Raw genomic sequence first — 18,000 nt, 5'->3', positions numbered from 1 at the left:
TCTTAATGTGCGGACCCGGGGGCCCCTCTCTTCAGTGTGGAAGAATATACAATAAAAAAAACAGCCGCATCTTCCCCCCAAAAGATGCAGCCGAAAACTAGGGGACGAAACTAGGGGACGTAACTAGGGGACGTTGTTGAATATCGTGAATAACTTTATTCACGATATTCAACAACGTCCCCTATTACCTACCACAAAAAAAAGACCTCATAAGAGGTCTTTTGCATGGTGCACTCGCCAGGACTCGAACCTGGAACCCAGTGATTAAGAGTCACTTGCTCTACCAATTGAGCCACGAGTGCATAAAAAAACTACTTGAGCGGTGTTGCGGGAAGCGCTGGTGCTGAGGGAACAGCTGGAGGTGCGGTAACCGGTGTTTCCTGCAGTATGCTTTTCTGTCCTGTCTTTACTCCTGCCCTTTCCGGAAGGGTAAATACGGCAATGAAACAGAGAAGCATGACAACACCCGCAAGAATGGCTGTCACACGCCCGAGAAAGTCACCCGTCCGTCTGACTCCCATGGTCTGTACTGTGCCCAGGCTTGCTATGCCGCCTGTCAGGCCGCTACCGCTTTTCGGACTCTGCAGCATAATGACCCCGATAAGGAGCAGTGAGGCTATCAGTCCTAAAACGACAATAAAAACATGCATGTCCCGGCCGCTTTAATTAATTCTCAAATAGTGTATCTTTATCAGATAAGGTCCTTAAGTTAGCAACTTTTAAAAAAAATCCAAGCCAAGTTTTATCAACCCCTCTTTATGGCAGAACAAGAAGAAAAACAGACCCGCAGGGCAACGGCAGCAAGAAAGACACAAGAGACCGACATCACAATCAGCATCTCTCTTGATGGAACAGGCTCCAGCTCGATAGAGTCGGGCATTGGGTTTCTCGACCACATGCTGACCTCTTTCAGCCGCCATTCAGGCATTGACATCACACTGCAGTGTCAGGGAGACCTCGTGGTGGACGACCATCACACGGTTGAAGACATTGCCATTGTGCTTGGCGGAGCCATTACGGAGGCTCTGGGAGAAAAGCGAGGCATTCGGCGATATGGGTGGGCAATGATCCCGATGGATGAAGCTCTTGCACGCTGTGCGGTTGATCTTGGAGGACGCAGCTGCTCGGTGTTCCGCGCTGAATTCAGCCGTCCGCTCATTGAGGGGCTCTCAACGGAAATGGTTGAGCACTTTTTCACCTCTCTTGCCGGGAGCATGAACGCCAATATCCACATAGCCATTCTTGAAGGACGCAATACCCACCACAAGATTGAGGCGATTTTCAAGGCGTTTGCTTATGCCATGAAAGATGCAATCAAGGTTGAAGGCAATGCCGTCCCCTCCACCAAAGGCGTTTTTTAGCGCATCCCCCTAAAGGAAGACAAAAAACGATCTCAATAAAAAAGGCTGCATCCATAAGGAAGCAGCCTTTTTTATTTTCAGCGGGAACTCTCTTCAGCGAGAAACAACCTATTTGGCATAGGCAACTGAGCGCTTTTCGCGAACAATCGCAACCTTGATCTGCCCGGGATACTGAGCTTCAGACTCAATTTTATGGGCAATGTCGTGAGCGAGCACATCTGCCTGTGAATCGCTGACATTGTCGCCCTCCACAATCACACGGATTTCGCGTCCTGCCTGTAGAGCATAGGTTTTAATGACTCCGGGGAATCCTTTTGCTATCTCTTCAAGGCTCTCAAGCCGCTTCACATTGCCATCTGCCGTCATGGCACCTCTGGCACCGGGCCGTGAAAGGGAGATGACATTGGCCGCATCGACAAGCTCGGCGATGGGTGACTCTTTTTCAACCTCGCCATGATGTGCGGCAATAGCATTGAGCACGACCCCCGATTCATTGAAGCGCTTGAGGAAGTTGCGCCCCGATATGGCATGCGGCTCATCGGTTGCCGGCAGAACCAGGCCGATATCATGCAACAGACCTGCGCGTTTTGCGAGACGGGCGTCGAGCTTCAGCTCTGTAGCCATGACGCCGGCAAGCATAGCAACTTCGCGGCTGTGCTGCAGAAGGTTCTGGCCGTAGACCGTATGGAATTTCATTTTTCCGACCGTCTTGACAACCTCGGCAGGCATGTCGGGAAGCTGCAGCGATGAAAGCGCATCCTCACCGGCACTCATTATGACATCGGCAATCTCCTTGCTGGCATCCTCATAGGCTTTCTCAATGGCCACAGGGTGAATCACACCTTCTGAAAGCAGCTTCTGGAGTGTCAGCTTGGCAAGCTCGCGGCGAAGGGGATCAAAACAGGAGAGAATGACCACTTCGGGTGTATCATCAACAATGATGTCCACCCCGGTTGCGTTCTCAAATGCCTTGATGTTGCGGCCTTCCCTGCCGATAATGCGTCCCTTGAGCTCATCGGTCTGGATGTGTACGACGGAGAGGGCATTTTCAGTCGCCTGCTCAAAGGTGATTCTCTGAATGGCTGTAAGCAGAGTTTTTTCAGCAAGCCGTTCAGCCTCCTGTTCGGCCTCTTCATGAATCTGGTGAATGGTTTCCGTCGCCTCCTCACGCGCTTTCGAAATCATATTATCGATAAGCATCTGACGGGCGTCTTCCGACTGCAGGCCGCTGATGCTCTCCAGCCGTTCGTTCTGCTCAGAAATAATCCTTTCCAGCTCTGCGGCACGAAGCGTCACGCTCTCCTGAACCTGCTCGTTCTCCTTTCGGTGGTCCTGAAGCCTGCGCTCCATGTCGCGATTGTCCTGAGCCTGTTTTTTAAGCTGGCCCTCGCGCTGCTGAACCTGCTTCTGCATCTGGTTGAACTTGTTGTTCTTGATGACCACTTCCTGATCGAATTCACGACGCTTCTTTTTCCACTCCTGATTGACTTCCGTGACCTTGAGGTCCTTGTACTCATTAGCCTCTTTCTGAGCCTCCTGAACTATCTGCACTGCACGCTCTTCTGCTTCAAGAACCTTTGTTGTGCCAAGCCGTTCAAGAAAAAAACGACCGAGAAAAAAACCTGCCGCAAAAAAAACAATCGATGCGGGAACAAGTAAAAACAGGTTGATGACAATTCCCATTACGATTCTACCTCCTTTTTATGCCCCGATCACTGAGCGGCGCATTTTAAACAAAAAAAATCCGCACCATCGCAAGATGTGTAAGATTCAAGAACCCGTGATACACGGTGGGTGCTTCCTTCAGGTTTTTTGCTTCCAATGGAACAGTGTCACCACAGTTCAGGGTATTTCGGAACCGGTCCGAAATCCTTCAAGGCCTGCAATCGTACAAGAAGAGTTCAGCTCCCGATAGAATAGTGTTAGTTCTTTTACTTACCGGACACCTCGACTGAATGGTGCGGACAAATTCGACTATCAATGTAACTGTTTATAGAAGACTCTCATCCATCAAACTGTTGAGTCCCGCTATTTTCTTCTGCAGCGCTGCAAGTTCGCCCTCAAGCTCAATCTGCTTCTCGGCAAGTATAACACCAGCGAGTACCGCCAGTTTCACCGGATCACAATTTGGAGCCTGTTTGGCATAATGCCGCATTCCGCTTTCCACCAGCCCGGCAGCTTTTTTTGTAAGCTCCGGAGATGACGAATTAAGTGGATAAGTGTCACCGTAAACAGTTACTTCAATTTTCTCCATCAGGTCTCTTATACGGTCTGATTGTTACGGAGTTCCATCTCAATCTTCTGGAGCAGAAGAAGCAGTTTCTGTTTCATCTGCTGCTTTTCAGCGTATGGCACCGGATCCGAGAGGCTTCCCTTTTCTTCATCCGGTGAAATCCCCGAACCACCGGGAAGCTTATAGGTACGAAGAATATTCTCAAGACTTGCAAGTTCGGACTTCAGAATCTCGTTCTCACGGCGGCTCTCCTGCAGCCGACTCATGAGGGCCCGAATCTTCGCTTCAAGCTGACTCAATGGAGCAGCTGTATTCTCTCCTTCTCTTTCCGGCATGGAAACTTTTTCGTATCAGACCTGTCTAATGACCGCACCAAGCTTACTTTCAGCACTGTTCCCTATGGCAAGAACAATGTCATTGATTCTCTCATCCTGAAGCGTTCTCCCGTAATCGGCAATGTCCAGCCCGAGAGCCACACTCCGTTCACCTTCTCCACCACTCTGCCGTTCGAAAACATCGAAAACGGAAACATTCCTTATAAGGCCATCGCTTTCCCTCACAAGGTCTACAAGCGACTGCACGGAAACGCCTCCGGGCAGGATAAAGGAAAGATCCCTCTGTACTACAGGAAATTTTGACGGGGGTTCATAGGCAACAACCGGAGTGAACCCGGCCTCAAGAACCGAAACATCAAGCACAGCAACAAACACATCCTGTTCAATCCCGAACCGGGAAAGCACTTCACGCTGAAGCTGCTGAACCAGACCCACCCTTACGGTGCCGCTCTTCTTCCCTGCCATCAACGGCAAATCAATGCTGACAGTATTTTCATTATAAATATTAACAGCTGATTTATCAAGTAAATTCAGTTTCTCCAGCAGCATCTGGGCGGCACCAAGCGCATCATAAAAATCAATTCCGTCCGTTGGCTGGTTCCAGCTCCTTGGGAAACGGCTGCCACTGAGAGCAAAGACAAGTCCTTCTTTTTCAGAGAATGCATCCAGCGAAGCAGAAGAGGCGCGCTCATCATCAGGAACAGTCTGAAACGAACTGGCAACCTCAAACAGCCTCATGTCGCGGTTTCCGTGACGGATGTTATGGGCCATCACCTTCAGCATACCCGGCACAAGCGATGGACGAAGCACCTCAAGACCCTCGCTGATTGGGTTCAGCGCCGCAACAACCCTATCGGAGAAAAGCTCTGCCTCTTCCCGCTTCATGAGCGGGTTTGTCAGCACCTCCCGGAAATTGAGCGCTACCATAATGGAGCGGAGAAAATCGGGAAAGAATTCCGGTATGCTGCGATGAATGGGATATGTTGCCGCCATTCGTGGCGACGCAGTGATATTATCGTACCCGTGAAGACGGGCAACCTCTTCAATCAAATCGATTTCTCCGATGACATCAACCCTGAACGATGGCACAGCAATATTCATACCCTCATCCGTTCGGGAGAGCACCCTGAAACCGATTCGTTCAAGCATTGCCTGCATAGAAGCTTCGCTGATATCGGTACCAAGCAGTGCATTGGCCTTCAGAGGACGGAACAACACCTCCCGGAGAGGAGGAGAGGCCTCACCCTTGTGGCATGCCTCAGCAACCCGGCCGCCGGCAAGATCAAGAATCATGGCAACGGCAGAACGGGCTGCCGGTAGCGTGAGGGAAGGGTCCACTCCCCTTTCGAACCTGTAGGAAGAATCAGAACTGATGCCTGCAAGACGGGCTGAACGACGAATCGGAGAGGAAGAGAAAGAAGCAACCTCAAGCAATATGTCCCGGCTCTCCTCCGTTACCGCTGAATCAAGTCCACCCATAACGCCGGCAATGGCCACAGGCCTGTGGGCATCACAAATAACGGGCATTCCCTTCTCCACCCGGCAGAGCTGCTGGTTGAGGGCCATGAACTCACCCTCAATGTCGCTGCGGACAACCACCCGTTCACCCTCCAGTGTATGCAGATCAAACGCATGCATCGGCTGACCGAGTGCGTGAAGCATGTAATTGGTAATATCGACAATATTGTTCTTTGGACGCAGGCCGATACTTTCCAGCCTTGCAGAGAGCCAGGCAGGGGAAGGGCCAACCTTCACGCCCTCGATAACAATGGCCGCATAGGAGGAGCAGGCAGCACCATCAAGTATTTCAACACGCGAGCCCGTAGCGCTGAATTCTACTGGAGCGGCATCGGGCATTGCAATGTCTGAAGGTGAAACTACAAGTTCACGGGCTATGCCGAGATGCGAAAGCACATCCGGCCGGTTGGGAGTGACAGCTATTTCAAGAACCGTGTCAGCTTTAAGATAACGGGCAAAGGGCTCACCAGCCACACAGGCTTCTTCAAGTTCCATAACACCGGAATGGTCACCAGAAAGCCCCAGCTCATCAGCAGCACAGATCATCCCGAATGATTTCTGTCCACGAATTTTGGAGGGTTTGATAACAAAAGGCTTGCCATCCTCCACAGCAAGACGGGCTCCGGCCGTTGCCACAGGAACGAGCATCTCCGGCTTCACATTCGGCGCACCACAAACAATCTGCAGCGGCTCCGCAGCTCCTGTGTCCACCATGCATAGTCTCAGCCTGTCAGCATCGGGATGTGGCGCAACCTCAAGAATCCGGCCAACCAGCACTCGTTCATCGGGAAGCACAGTCTCATGAACCTCCTCAACCTCAAGGCCAAGAAAGGTCAAGCGATCGACAAGGGAAGGGATATCAGGAGAGAAAGAGGGGAGAAAATCCTTGAGCCAGTTGACAGATATTTTCATAAGAAGAAAATCTGCGTTCATGAATGAAATAAAAAAAGCCCTGCACCGCTAATGGACAGAGCTTTGAAGTGTGACCCCAACGGGATTCGAACCCGTCCCGCCACCTTGAAAGGGTGGTGACCTAACCGCTAGTCGATGGGGCCAAAAAACATGGGTGAATGAGGGGACTCGAACCCCCGACCTCCAGGGCCACAACCTGGCGCTCTAACCAACTGAGCTACAATCACCGTTGAAAACCTAAACTTCCGGACTTCCATTGGTGTGCCCGACTGGACTCGAACCAGTAACCCTCAGCTTAGAAGGCTGATGCTCTATCCATTGAGCTACGGGCACATCGACACTCCCGCTTCACTTGTGTCGGGGCACCGAGACTCGAACTCGGGACCTCCTGCTCCCAAAGCAGGCACGCTACCAGCTGCGCCATGCCCCGTTCCTTCTTAACGGAAGGCTCCAAATATACCACTCGGTCGAGAAGAATCAAAGAAAAATAACGATCCCACCAAAAAAAGTGCTCCGCTTATTGTTCTTCCTCTTCGAAGGGGGTGAGAAGCCTGCCGCCCAGGCGCAACAGGTCGAGCTCGCGGATCTTCGCATCGTAGCGGGCCGATGCCCTGCTTTTTTCGGCCTGAATCAGATTCAGCTGCGCCTCCCTGAATGTGGTTCCGGTAACCTGACCAAGCACATAGAGCTCTCGGGTCCGGCTGAAATTCAGTCGGGCCGATTCAATGTTCTTCTCTTCGAAGCCGAGTACCTCCCGACTGTTCAACCATGATTCCCACCCGTCCCTCAGTTCCTGTTCGAGCTTACGGGCAGCCCTGTCATGGAGAAGGCGGCTGTTGAGCCATGCTATCCGGGCATTCTCTGTTTTTATTGCACTCTGGCGTCCGTTGAAGATATCCCAGCTCATCACGACAGCCGCAGATGTTCCGGGAGTCGTCTCATCCAGGCCCGCATCACGGCCACCAGCGTAACGGTTGAGGCCCCATGCCGCCTGAAGGGAAACTTCGGGATAATGGTCTGAACGGGAAATAAGCATCGCGAGGCGGGAATCGCGAACCTCCCTGCCACTTGCCAGATATCCGGCATTTGCCTCGAATGCCCCCAAGCGTAATGAATCAAGGGGGGGAAGAGCAGAAAACACAACTGAATCGGCAAGGGCGTACTGCCTGCCTACCGGCTGGCCAAGCAGCACATTGAGCGAACGCATGGCACTTTCCCGTCCCAGACGGGCATTGAGAAGAGCAACATGATCATTGTTGGCATCCACCTCAGCGGAGAGCAGTTCCTGAGTGTTGGCCTGACCGTACTCGGCCCGAAGTCTGGCGCGTTGAAGACGCTCTTCGGAAATATCGACAGCCTGCTTTGAGGCATCAAGCTGGTCAAGGGAATTTGCTGCAGCAAAATAGGCCCTGACAACCTCCATCACAACTGTTTCAATGCGCTCCCGCGCCAAGAGCGCTCCAAGCCTGCCGCTGTTCTTCAGTCTGGTGAAAGTCCGGATGTTGCCGAATCCATCAAACAGGGTATAGCTGGCCTGCAGCTCCGCAACGGTGGTGGTCGACTCAAGCTCTGAAACTGCGCCTTCTCCAGGCTCTTTCCATGAAACAGACGAGACTGCCGAGACTTTCGGAAGAAGGCCTGCATTGCCGATATGAACACCATTTCGGGCAATCTCCTCTTCCCCTCTGGCAACCCGTATGTCGGTATTATTCTCCAAAGCATCGCGTAGCGCACCCTCAAGGGTGAGCCTCTCAACTGAAGGCGCCCGGAGAGGGGCTTCAGCGGCAGACACCCCGGAAGCAGCAAGAAAGGCCGGGACGAAGAGCAGGAAGAAAAAGGACGCCCCATTCCCACTGAAAACCGACCATTTGACTGAGTTCCTATTGTTCACGACTAAAAGCCTCCTCACGCCATGCCGGCTCGGCCTCTTCAGGCGTTATTGGTCTCCGGGCGATGAATGAAAACAATCTGCGGCGTGCTGCATTATGCAGAACAAGAAGCGCAGGGATAATGATCAATGTGAGGGTGGTGCCGAACAGGAGACCGTAGGCAACTGATATGGCCATCGGCGAGAGAAACTGCGCCTGACGGCTCTGTTCGAAAATCAGCGGACCCAGCCCGGCAATGGTGGTGATGGTTGTAAGAATGATGGGCCTGAACCGACTGAGACCAACCTCGTATAAGGCATTGCCAAAAGGCTCCCCCTCCTTTATTCTGCTGTTGAGGGTACTGATGAAGACCAGCGAATCGTTGACCACAATGCCGATGAGGGCAATCACCCCGAAGAGAGAGAGGATGCTGAGAATGTAACCCTGAATGAAATGACCCCATGCCACACCTACAAGAGTGAAAGGCAGGAGCAGCATCACGAGGAACGCCTGACTGAACGAACGGAAAGTGACGACGATGATGAGATACATGATGAACAACAGCACCGGAAACGCAATGCGCATAGAGCCTGTGGTCTTACCGCTTTCACGGCTCTGCCCCTCGAAATTGAAGCTCACATCGGGATAGGCCGCCAGTACCGGCGGCATGATGCGTCCGGTGATGACATCAAGAAGCTGAGGAACAGAGGTCTTCGGGTCCGCAATATCCGCCTCTATCTTGACGACACGCTGAGCATCTATATGTTTAATTGAGGAAATGCCGCGGCTGACTGAAAGATCCGCAATCTCCCTGAGAGGAATCGTACGCCCGTCATCGAGCCTGATGAACATCGATTCGAGCGCTCCGATCGAGGAACGCTCAGCCCGACTGTAACGGACCCACACCTTCACTTCGTCAATGCCCCGCACCAGACTCTGAGCTTCGCTGCCGAAAAACGCGCTGCGCACCCGGCTCATGACCTCTCCGGTCGTCAGGCCAAGCCCGTAAGCCTTCTCCTTCAGCCGCACATTTACTTCCTCCAGGCCCGGCGGGTCGTTGTCAGCAACATCCTTGAGCTGCTCCATCCCCTTCAGTTCAGACTCAAGCATGCGACGGGCACCGTCAAGCTGAGCAAGGTTGTCGCTTTTGAGAGCTATGGAAACCGGCATACCCCAGAGACTCCCGCCACCAACAAGAAGCTTGTTTACCCCGGGCACCCTGCCAATGGCATCGCGAAACCTGTTGCCGGCCTCGAGGCTGCCTATCGAACGGAGCCGGCTCTCAACCAGAGTAACCCTCAACCCCCCTTCATGCGCCTGCGGCCCAATATCCCGGGCAATAGCGCTCACCAGCCCCTTACCACCACCCGCACTTCTGCGATAGTCCTCATCGACAGATCTGATCTTCTGTTCCATAACGGCGAGCACCTCAGCAGTCACAACTCCCGGCGTGCCGGCAGGCATCTCGAGGGTAATCTGAACATTGTCGCGCTCGATGACCGGGAAGAAAGTCGCCTTGATCAACCCGCCCCGCATGGCACCGAAAGTAATGACAAGAAGCGCCACGGGCACAACAGCCGTGATAAGCGGGTTGGCAATGCTGAAGCGAAGGACAGGCGCATAGAGCACATCGCGCTGGAAATGGAGGAACTCCTCCGACTTCCGAAGCACCCATCCCTTCCCTTCAGGACGGCCGTGAAGAGCCTTTGAATGGGCAATGTGGGCAGGAAGGATGAAGATGCCCTCGAGCAGCGAAACAAGCAATGTCGTGGAAGCGACGAAGGCAATATCCTTCACCCGCTGGCCAAGATCGCCGTCAAGGAACAGGAAAAGGAAAAAAAGAACCACCGAAGTCAGCACCGCCGCCGTGACGGAAGGAATGACAGCCATGGTGCCATTCAAGGCAGCCTCGAGAGGTTTTTCGCCTTTTTCAAACCGCTGATAGATGCTCTCGGCAATGACGATGCCGTCATCGACAATGATGCCCACAACGAGTATCATAGCAAGAAGAGAGACCACATTGATGGAGAGACCGTAAACGGCGCCGAGCATGAACATGCCGGCAAACGAGAACGGTATGCCGGCGGCCACCCAGAGAGCAAGACGGGGGTTGAGAGAAAAGGCGAGAAAAAGAACAACGAGCACCATGCCAAAAAATCCGTTGCTGCTGAGAATTTCAGCCCTTTCCTTAACAATGGCCGATCCGTTGCGAAGTACATCGATGCTGATGTCTTCATGGCGACGGTCAAAAGCTTCAACCACGGTCTCAACCTTCCCTACAATATCGAACATATCCTCATCGGCACTGCGCTCAATATCAACAATAACGGCCGGCTTGCCATTGAACCAGCTCCTGTCGGGATCGTCCGACCAGCGATCCCGAACATCAGCCAACTCACCCAGACGCACGACAGCGCCGTTTCCGTCGGAGCGGACCACAAGGTTGCGAAGGTCGTAAGCATAATAACCCTTGCTGTCTGCCCGTATGAGAAGCTCCTCGCTGCTCCCCCTGATGGTCCCGCCCGTAATCTTGATGTTGGCCCTGCCCACAGCCGCAGCAACTTCGCTGAAAGTTATGCCATAGGCCCGCATGTCATTTTCCCGCAGACCGACCTCAATCTCCTCCAGGGGAAACCCGCTTATGGTTATCCTGGTCGCTGACCCGCTGTTGCGCAGCTCGCGTTCAAGGCTTCGGGCGTACCCTTTCAAGGTGTTGAGATCAACATCGCCATACATGGAATAGGCGATGACAAAGTCCATCCGCTCCTGCTTGTAAATCCTCAACTGCTCGAGTTCAGCGGGAAAAGTGCTTATCTGGTTGACCGAATTGGTCACCTCCTGCAGAAGATCGTCGGGATCGAATCCCTTCTTGAGTTCAACAGTCACCGTCATGCTGTTTTCAGTCGACACCGATGTCACCCGGTCAATGCCGCCAACTCCTTTCAACCGGTCTTCGATCTTGAGCGTGACCGCCTCCTCAATCTCCTCGGGCGAAGCTCCCGGATAGAGCGCGCTTACATAGATGAAATTGGGCGGAATGTCGGGGAAAAAGGTAGTCCTGATCTGGGTAAAGGCAACCAGGCCGAACAGGACGACAGCAAGGAAAAGCACATTGCCGAGCACCGGGTAGCGGACGAAATGACGGATGATGCTCTTCACTCTGCCCTTCCCGATGATGAGCGTTTCAGGAGATGCGCCGCGTTCATGCCTTCCCGCAGGCCGGCATCGGGATCAAGCACAATGAAGGTCCCTTCATCAAGACCACGGACCGCAGCCCTGTCATCGGAAGCCATAACGACCCTCACCTTTTTGAGAGCCACCAGCGAATCCTCAATCACAAAGATCCGGTCATCCTGACGCAACAGCCTGCGGGGCACCACAAAAGCGGAGTCCATGGCAATCTCCTGGCGGGCAGAAAGAAACATGCCGTCACTCAAGCGAGAATCATTCACCTCAACATAGACAGACACGGTCTGTGTTGCAGAGGAAATCGCCTTGTTGACACGCCTGACAACCCCCTTGAATGTTCCCCCGATATCTTCGGAAGAAAGCATCACAATGCTTCCCGGCTCAAGAAAACCCGCGTCACGCAACCCGACACTGACCTCGAGTTCATAACGGCCGGGGGCAGCAAACTCACCGATTTTCTGACCGGTTCTGACGAGAGTCCCGGGATTGATGGCAGAAAGGGTAACCTGGCCATCGAACGGAGCAGTTATGCGGTAACGCCCCAGCGTCTCTTCCATGCTCCTGACCGCATAGAAGCTGTCGTATATGCCTCGGGCCGCAAGATAGTTGCGCTCACGGTCCGACGCCGGAGCGGGTAATGACGCAAGCGGCGCGTCGATACGGAACGCTCCGACATGGGCCTTCCACTTTTCAGCCTCATCGGGAAAATCAATGATCAGGTCGGGAAGAACCAGAGTGAGCTGGCTCAGAAGCCGGCTTTTCTCGGCAAGGACGCTGTTACGGTAGGCCCCGTCATCGAGCAGAAGCAGGGTCTGGCCTTTCCGAAACCCGCTCCCCTCCCTGAACGGGCGAGCAGCATCACGGAAAACACCCGAAACCTCAGCGTAGATCTCTATTTTCCGGAGCGCTTCGATGGGACCGCTCATCTCCAGCGGAAGAAACACCCTGCCATTGGAAACGGTATCGAGAGGAGCCGGCTGGAAGGCGAAAGCTGAGGAGACCTCAGGCTTTTTGGCCGAAGGCTGTTTCCTGCCAAGGAGAGCTGCAATGACAAATCCGGCAAGGAGAATAGCCAGGGCAGCAATAAATGAAGGCAACCGTTTTGAACGCATGAACTATGATAATGAAAATAATCTGGCGCAATAGAAAAGCGACAGAGAGCAGGCTCAGTCAAGCATGTTGAAAAAACCGGCCACAATTGATTTGAGGTTGTCGTGGACAATCATATCCAGTGCCTCCCCCGGTGAAACAATCCTGCGGCGGCGCTGGTGCATTTCGTCCCACTCTTCAAGCATCGTCTCTATATACAGCGGATAGACCTCAACAGAAAAATGCTTCCCGAATTTTCGATACCGGTACTCCCCTGCGGGTTCTGCACCGACCCTTCCGAGCAGACCGGCCTCCTCAAGAGCCTCCTTGGCTGCCGAATCCGGAGCCGAAAGACCTTTGGCCACGTATCCCTTCGGAATGATCCACCGGTCAGAGCGCCGGGCGGTGATGAGCACCACGCTCTCGTCGAGAACGGGGATGACCCCGGACTGGCGGAATAGTTTCTTCACCCTTTCTGCCATACTGCTCACTGCCGATCAGATGGCGGGAAGCGGCCATAGGGCAGGCTGCACCCGTCAAGATTTCCTGAAAACAATTGTTTACTGCCGTATGCGGGCCCCGGAGCCGGGACGATCGCAGACAAGTAGGACGTGCGCCAATATAAGCTATGGAGTGCTACCGCACAAAATCCGGAATGGGAGTTCCCCTCACATGAGGTCCCCGAGCGGGCCGAGGTTCAGGTTGAGGTCGCTGTCGGTGAGGTTGAAGGTCTTCTTGAGCTCATCCATCTTCATTTCGAGCTTCATGAGGGTCTCGCCAAGCTCGTCAATCTGCGCCTCGTCAAGTGACCCCCCGTCGATGCGTCGCATGGCCTGCTTCTCCATAAGCTTCCTGAGCAGTTCGATGAGGGTCAGCACCAGCCGGGCAAGGCCGGATTCCACATTGTCGGGGTTGGCCTCGATGCGCGACTCCTTCCCCTGCTTCATCCCCTCAAGCTGCCGGAGCGCCTCCTCTACCGAGGAAGCCTGGAACTGTACCTTGTCTTCATGCATGCTCATTGAATAGTAAGACTGGAAAAAGTATAGGGTGGCCATGGTCCCGTAACCATGAGCGGCCGTTCGGGATGCTCCTTGCCAAACAGGTCGAATACAGGCCCGAGCCCTGCTGCGGCCGGGCGGCTGATGAGAATGGAGAGGTCAACGAGGAATGCGGAAGCATCCGACAGGACAAATTGCGTCGACGGGTCGAGTGCCGATAGCTTCAGCTTCAGCTCCTCCCTCAGTTCCGTCGCCTCCCGGCTCAGCTGCTCCGCCTGGCGATGGGCCTGATATTTCCGGCGCAGATATTCTCTCTGGATACCGCCGCCGGAAAGCGCGTCGGGTACGGTGCCCTCAAGGTCCCGGGGGTGGGCCCCGTCCTCGCCGGGAGCCAGAATCCTGAGGGAGTATTCAACCCGTCCCTCAACCCGCTCAAGAGCGGCAAGGATAGGATCCCGATTGGCCGAAAGCATCCGGAGCAGCTCTTCGGGCGATGCGGCAGTCGAACCGAAGCGCATGGGCAGGATGGTCGCCAGTGCGGCAAGCTGCTCTACGGCGTCGGCATACCGGAGCAGTTCTTCCTGTGAGGGGGGAGACGGCACCTTCTCAAGAGGAACTGCAACAGCACCGGCGTCCTTTACTGCCACAAGCTCCAATGGGCCGGCACCGGTCACGTCGCCGATATGCTGAAGGGCGGAAGAAAGATCTCCGAGAGCTTCAGGCCGTAGAATGAGCGCATGAATGAGAAGCGGCATCAGATTGCGGGATGATTTATTTTATTGCTGCAGACCTTCCGCCCTCGCAGCATCCAGGCGCTCCATGGTCTCAACCGAGCTCAAGAGAACCCGGAGTCCCACATAGACGAGGTCGATGCCCGCCACGGATATGATGATGTCGCCGCTGATGACGACGCCCTTGTTCAGCACCCGGTCGAGGATATCGAGAAGGGTTACCTGCCGGTTCGCGGTATAAAGGTCTTCCTGCATAGGATAAATTCAATAGGGGATGTCGACGAAATCATAGGGCGGCCAGGGGCCGGTGACGTCAAGGAACACGCCGGCATCACGATACCGTTCGCCCAGGTCTTCAGTGGTCCTGATGAATGCGCCGACGTCCGTATTGGCGATGAGGAACACCCCGTTCACAATCATGCGGCCATCCACCCCTGAAACATCTTCTGGAATGAGCCTGTTCAGTACATGCTCCTTTGAAAGCGCTGCAAGCTCACCCCATACAGCCTTGGCATGCCCCTGGTGCACGCCCTCAAGCGCCGAGGCCGACATCGCCTCTTTTTTCTTCTTGAGCAGATAGGCCTTTCCGGGGGATGCCGCCTGGATTTCCTGTTCGATGGCGGCAATGGCCGGGCTTTCGAGATGAAGATTCTTCAGGAGTAAGGATTCGTTGCAGTATGCTTTCACGGCCCACTCCTCCCTGTCCTCAAGGGCATCGAAACTCTCATCAAGTTTCCTGCCGTAATCGCCGAGGAAGCCGGATAGAGATTCCCTGGTCTTGAAAATGGTACCGAAGTTGAACGGAATGATGGTCTGCTGTGCCATGATCATCACATTCACCGACAGATGTTCACGGGCGTTCCTGTCGAGCCACTCTTCGTCCGCCAGCTTCAGTTTCATGCTGGCGTCGGAATACTCGAGCGGCGACACATATTTTGCCGCAACGTATGCACTCCCGGCCTCTATGAAAACGAGATCGGGGTAGCGGGCGACGATATCGGCACCCGGGAGCTGCCGGACGATGCAGTAGACATACAGTATGTTCTGCGCCATACGTTCAGTCCTCCCCTGAATCCCCTTCGCTGTAGGAAGCAAGCCTGCTGTACGAAGTGACTTCCAGGTCACCGTCAACCGAAACGGCATAAAAGCGCCGCGCTTTCTTCGGGGGAAGGTTCATTGATTTCAGGAACGAATCGTCTTCATAGACCTCGCCAACGGCTTTCCAGCCATCGGGGTCCCGGTCAAGCCGTATGACGGTAACATCACTGCTTGATGTGGTTTCCTTCAGGAAAGCGGTGATGACGTTCTTTGCTTCGATCAAACTGCCCATAACTGCCTCTCATGTTGTTTATGGTTGAAACGGTGAAAACGCAATCCGTTCACCGGTTTTCTTTCTGTGCCCTTATGTCGGCAAGGGTGGAGAGAAGCTCATCCTCAAGCCGGTCATACTCCTCCTCGCTGAGCTCATCCATCTCAAAGCGGAACTGCAGCTTCATCAGCTGTTCCTTGACTGCGCCTTCGTCCGACATTTCATTCTGGACGATCTCATTGATCTTCCTGCCGAGGAAAACCATGCCGCTGAGCGGTGCAAGCAGTATGTCGTCGAGGATGAAGATGTCAGCGCCCCTTGATGTTTATCGATATGTTTACAAAATTATACGGCGGCAGGGTCCCGACATATTTGAAGGTCATCATGTCATGGTACCGGTCGTCAAGAGCGTTGACCGCCCGGTCGAACTCCTCCTCACGGGCCGTCCTGATCAAAAACGCGGCGTTCAGAACCATCATGCTGCCGTAGCTGTCATTGACTTTGACCTCCTCGGCAATGGGGCTCAACGCGTCAAGAACGGCATCCTTGTAAGTCCCGACCTCCTTTTCGAGTGCAGCAGCAACCAGTTCGCCGATCTTTACCCGCTGGTAATGGGTTTTCTCGGGCGGGAGGTTGATGAGCTTGTCGCGAAGGGAACGGATGTTGTCGTATCCCGTGATGATGCTCTCATACACTTTCTCTTCGTTGGCCATCACCTTCAGCCCCATCTCCTTCTTTCCCTCCATCTTCACAAGCAGCTTCTTCAGCCTCAAATAGTCCTCTTCCAGTATCTTTTCCACTTTCATGTCATCGTGACCGGGAGAGACGGTCGAAAACCGGACCGGAAGCACCGCGTGGGATACCATGACGGCTTCCAGCACTTTCTGGTGGGCGATCATGTTCGCCCGCCTCGGCTCGAACTCCTTTACCACGGTACGGCTGACGACGGCCGCGATGTCATTATGGATCACCGCATAGACCCTCTCCTCCCGTCCGCCGATGCCGATGGGTCCGAAATCCAGCGCCCCGCTGTTGTTGATGATTCCGTAGATATACAGTCCATCCTGTTCTGCCGCCTCATGTGCCATTGCTTCTCTACCCTGTTTATAGTTCCCATTTTTCAGGAAGGATCCTCAAGTCGACGAAATTGAAGATCGCCAGAGGCCCGCTGTAGCGGTAATCACAACGATCTGCGTCTTTCTGGCCGAGGATTTCCATGATCCCGTCGAATTCAACCTCCCGCCCCCTGTCGATGAGGAATGCAGCGTTCATGAACATGTCGGGCGAAGTGGTCCGGTTCATCTTTGAGGCCATTGCCGTTTTGCGGAACAACGAGGCCACTGCATCGAATTTCTCCTCCTTCATGACCTCAAGGGCCGCCTCGATCTGGTGGCCGGTCTCGAGGATGAGCGACTGCTTCAGAGCCTCCCCGTCACCGTCCCGCATCGACTCGATTCTGGCCCGCTGCTCCTTGATCTCCGGATGCGTCCGTTCTACTTCCTTGTATATCGCGGCCATATCATGCCAGCGACCCGTTACATTGAACTCAACCTTGTTGCGAAGCCTTAAGAGCAGTTCGGACAGCTCGCCGTACCGGCGGTCAAGGAGGTTGCGGATTTCGTCGGGAGTGGCGGCAACGGTGCCGAATCTGACTGGAATGACACTCTCGTGTTCCTTCATGACCGCCTCGATGACCCGCTGGTGCGCCAGGATCCCGTCGGGATCGACCACGAAACGGTTGAGGGGGTGGTCGCTGACGACCATGCTGATCCCCTCGAACCCTATAGTGGAAACAAGGTCTCCCCTGCCACCTATCCCGATCGGCCCGAAGTCGCATTCACAGTCGGCGCCGATGATGCAGTAGATGTATTTGCCGTCCCGCTCCATCGTCAATTGAGTATTTTAACTGAAAAAACCACATTACTGGAATCCTGCCCTTCATGGCCATGGCGTGAGGACGCCGAATTCCTGAGCGCGCTATAATAGTCGTGCAGTGTCATATATGCCTCGTTGAGGACCGTAAAATCAGCACCATTATTCGCCCCTGCAGGCACATGTACGTCCGGATGCGCCACCTTCGCTTTGGCATGGTAGGCCTTTTTGACATCTGCCTCACAGGACCGGGCATCAAGACCCAGCACGGCTCGTTTCTCAGCAATGAACTCTTCAAAAAGCGCTGTGACTTCAAGAGTATAGAAGCTGTAACATGGCAGGGGACCGACGATCCTGAAATGCAGGGCGTTCAGGTACTGGCTGTCCAGGGCTTCAACGGTCGCGACAAATGCATCGACGTCGCCGCGGTTGACGAGGAATGCAGCGTTGAGGACCATTTCGTCGTCCATTGTTTCGTGCCGCTTCGATTGTGATGCCCGCTCACCGAGCTGCTCAGGAAGACAAGGCGAAAGCCGGTCTTGCAAGCGGCAATAAACTCTACACCGCAGGACAGAACTCCGAAGC

The 18,000-nt window shown here is 54.1% G+C and carries 19 protein-coding genes and 5 tRNA genes; 1 reads left to right on the top strand and 23 read right to left on the bottom strand.

Annotation, left to right across the window (positions count from 1 at the left end; genetic code table 11):
• Positions 1–226: 226 nt before the first annotated feature.
• Positions 227–302 (bottom strand) — tRNA-Lys (locus tag EKD02_RS08015).
• Between the two features lie 9 nt (positions 303–311).
• A complete protein-coding gene (gene secG, locus EKD02_RS08010) occupies positions 312–650 on the bottom strand; it encodes a preprotein translocase subunit SecG (RefSeq protein ID WP_011890347.1) in 339 nt (112 codons plus the stop codon).
• A 108-nt stretch (positions 651–758) separates the two neighbouring features.
• Between secG and hisB the strand changes: the two genes are divergently transcribed.
• Positions 759–1,361, top strand: a complete 603-nt coding sequence (hisB, locus tag EKD02_RS08005) for an imidazoleglycerol-phosphate dehydratase HisB (RefSeq protein ID WP_011890348.1) — start codon at positions 759–761, stop codon at positions 1,359–1,361.
• A 108-nt stretch (positions 1,362–1,469) separates the two neighbouring features.
• Here hisB and rny read toward each other — a convergent pair whose 3' ends face one another.
• The 21 genes from rny to EKD02_RS07900 all read right to left on the bottom strand — a co-directional run bounded on the left by rny (position 1,470) and on the right by EKD02_RS07900 (position 17,960).
• Positions 1,470–3,044, bottom strand: a complete 1,575-nt coding sequence (gene rny, locus EKD02_RS08000; protein ID WP_126384927.1) for a ribonuclease Y — start codon at positions 3,042–3,044, stop codon at positions 1,470–1,472.
• A 307-nt stretch (positions 3,045–3,351) separates the two neighbouring features.
• Positions 3,352–3,615, bottom strand: coding sequence for a cell division protein ZapA (locus EKD02_RS07995; protein WP_011890350.1), 264 nt, complete (start codon positions 3,613–3,615; stop codon positions 3,352–3,354).
• 8 nt (positions 3,616–3,623) lie between these two features.
• A complete protein-coding gene (locus EKD02_RS07990; protein WP_011890351.1) occupies positions 3,624–3,929 on the bottom strand; it encodes a hypothetical protein in 306 nt (101 codons plus the stop codon).
• 15 nt (positions 3,930–3,944) lie between these two features.
• Positions 3,945–6,359 carry a phenylalanine--tRNA ligase subunit beta gene (gene pheT, locus EKD02_RS07985; RefSeq protein WP_185805722.1) on the bottom strand — a complete coding sequence of 805 codons (2,415 nt, stop codon included), beginning with the start codon at positions 6,357–6,359 and terminating at the stop codon, positions 3,945–3,947.
• A gap of 71 nt (positions 6,360–6,430) precedes the next feature.
• Positions 6,431–6,502, bottom strand: a tRNA-Glu gene (locus tag EKD02_RS07980).
• 9 nt (positions 6,503–6,511) lie between these two features.
• Positions 6,512–6,587, bottom strand: a tRNA-His gene (locus EKD02_RS07975).
• A gap of 29 nt (positions 6,588–6,616) precedes the next feature.
• Positions 6,617–6,692 (bottom strand) — tRNA-Arg (locus EKD02_RS07970).
• A 24-nt stretch (positions 6,693–6,716) separates the two neighbouring features.
• Positions 6,717–6,789 (bottom strand) — tRNA-Pro (locus tag EKD02_RS07965).
• A gap of 87 nt (positions 6,790–6,876) precedes the next feature.
• Positions 6,877–8,250, bottom strand: coding sequence for a TolC family protein (locus tag EKD02_RS07960; RefSeq protein WP_126384920.1), 1,374 nt, complete (start codon positions 8,248–8,250; stop codon positions 6,877–6,879).
• On the bottom strand, positions 8,240–11,386 hold the full coding sequence (locus EKD02_RS07955; RefSeq protein ID WP_126384917.1) for an efflux RND transporter permease subunit: 3,147 nt from the start codon (positions 11,384–11,386) through the stop codon (positions 8,240–8,242). Before EKD02_RS07955 ends, EKD02_RS07960 begins: the two co-directional genes overlap by 11 nt.
• Positions 11,383–12,528, bottom strand: a complete 1,146-nt coding sequence (locus EKD02_RS07950) for an efflux RND transporter periplasmic adaptor subunit (protein WP_126384914.1) — start codon at positions 12,526–12,528, stop codon at positions 11,383–11,385. Before EKD02_RS07950 ends, EKD02_RS07955 begins: the two co-directional genes overlap by 4 nt.
• A gap of 54 nt (positions 12,529–12,582) precedes the next feature.
• Positions 12,583–12,987: an NUDIX hydrolase gene (locus tag EKD02_RS07945; protein ID WP_126384910.1), complete on the bottom strand. Its 405-nt coding sequence runs from the start codon at positions 12,985–12,987 to the stop codon at positions 12,583–12,585.
• A gap of 186 nt (positions 12,988–13,173) precedes the next feature.
• Entirely contained in the window at positions 13,174–13,518 is a 345-nt protein-coding gene (locus EKD02_RS07940; RefSeq protein WP_041464036.1) for a gas vesicle protein K, read from the bottom strand.
• Between the two features lie 2 nt (positions 13,519–13,520).
• Complete coding sequence (locus EKD02_RS07935; protein ID WP_126341363.1) at positions 13,521–14,258, bottom strand: GvpL/GvpF family gas vesicle protein; 738 nt, start codon at positions 14,256–14,258, stop codon at positions 13,521–13,523.
• A gap of 21 nt (positions 14,259–14,279) precedes the next feature.
• Positions 14,280–14,489, bottom strand: coding sequence for a gas vesicle protein (locus tag EKD02_RS07930; RefSeq protein ID WP_011357456.1), 210 nt, complete (start codon positions 14,487–14,489; stop codon positions 14,280–14,282).
• 9 nt (positions 14,490–14,498) lie between these two features.
• The gene (locus EKD02_RS07925; RefSeq protein WP_160460358.1) at positions 14,499–15,287 is read right to left on the bottom strand and encodes a GvpL/GvpF family gas vesicle protein; all 789 of its coding nucleotides are present in this window, start codon (positions 15,285–15,287) and stop codon (positions 14,499–14,501) included.
• A gap of 4 nt (positions 15,288–15,291) precedes the next feature.
• Positions 15,292–15,564, bottom strand: a complete 273-nt coding sequence (locus EKD02_RS07920) for a gas vesicle protein GvpO (protein WP_011357454.1) — start codon at positions 15,562–15,564, stop codon at positions 15,292–15,294.
• 49 nt (positions 15,565–15,613) lie between these two features.
• Entirely contained in the window at positions 15,614–15,829 is a 216-nt protein-coding gene (locus EKD02_RS07915) for a gas vesicle protein GvpG (protein WP_202127136.1), read from the bottom strand.
• Between the two features lie 22 nt (positions 15,830–15,851).
• Positions 15,852–16,631 carry a GvpL/GvpF family gas vesicle protein gene (locus EKD02_RS07910; protein WP_126341360.1) on the bottom strand — a complete coding sequence of 260 codons (780 nt, stop codon included), beginning with the start codon at positions 16,629–16,631 and terminating at the stop codon, positions 15,852–15,854.
• 16 nt (positions 16,632–16,647) lie between these two features.
• Positions 16,648–17,430, bottom strand: a complete 783-nt coding sequence (locus tag EKD02_RS07905) for a GvpL/GvpF family gas vesicle protein (RefSeq protein ID WP_126384907.1) — start codon at positions 17,428–17,430, stop codon at positions 16,648–16,650.
• Between the two features lie 2 nt (positions 17,431–17,432).
• Positions 17,433–17,960, bottom strand: coding sequence for a GvpL/GvpF family gas vesicle protein (locus tag EKD02_RS07900; protein ID WP_185805721.1), 528 nt, complete (start codon positions 17,958–17,960; stop codon positions 17,433–17,435).
• Positions 17,961–18,000: the final 40 nt, after the last annotated feature.

The organism is Chlorobium phaeovibrioides (assembly GCF_003968655.1).
Classification (GTDB): Bacteria; Bacteroidota; Chlorobiia; order Chlorobiales; family Chlorobiaceae; genus Chlorobium; species Chlorobium phaeovibrioides.
This window is presented reverse-complemented; position numbering and strand designations above follow the sequence as displayed.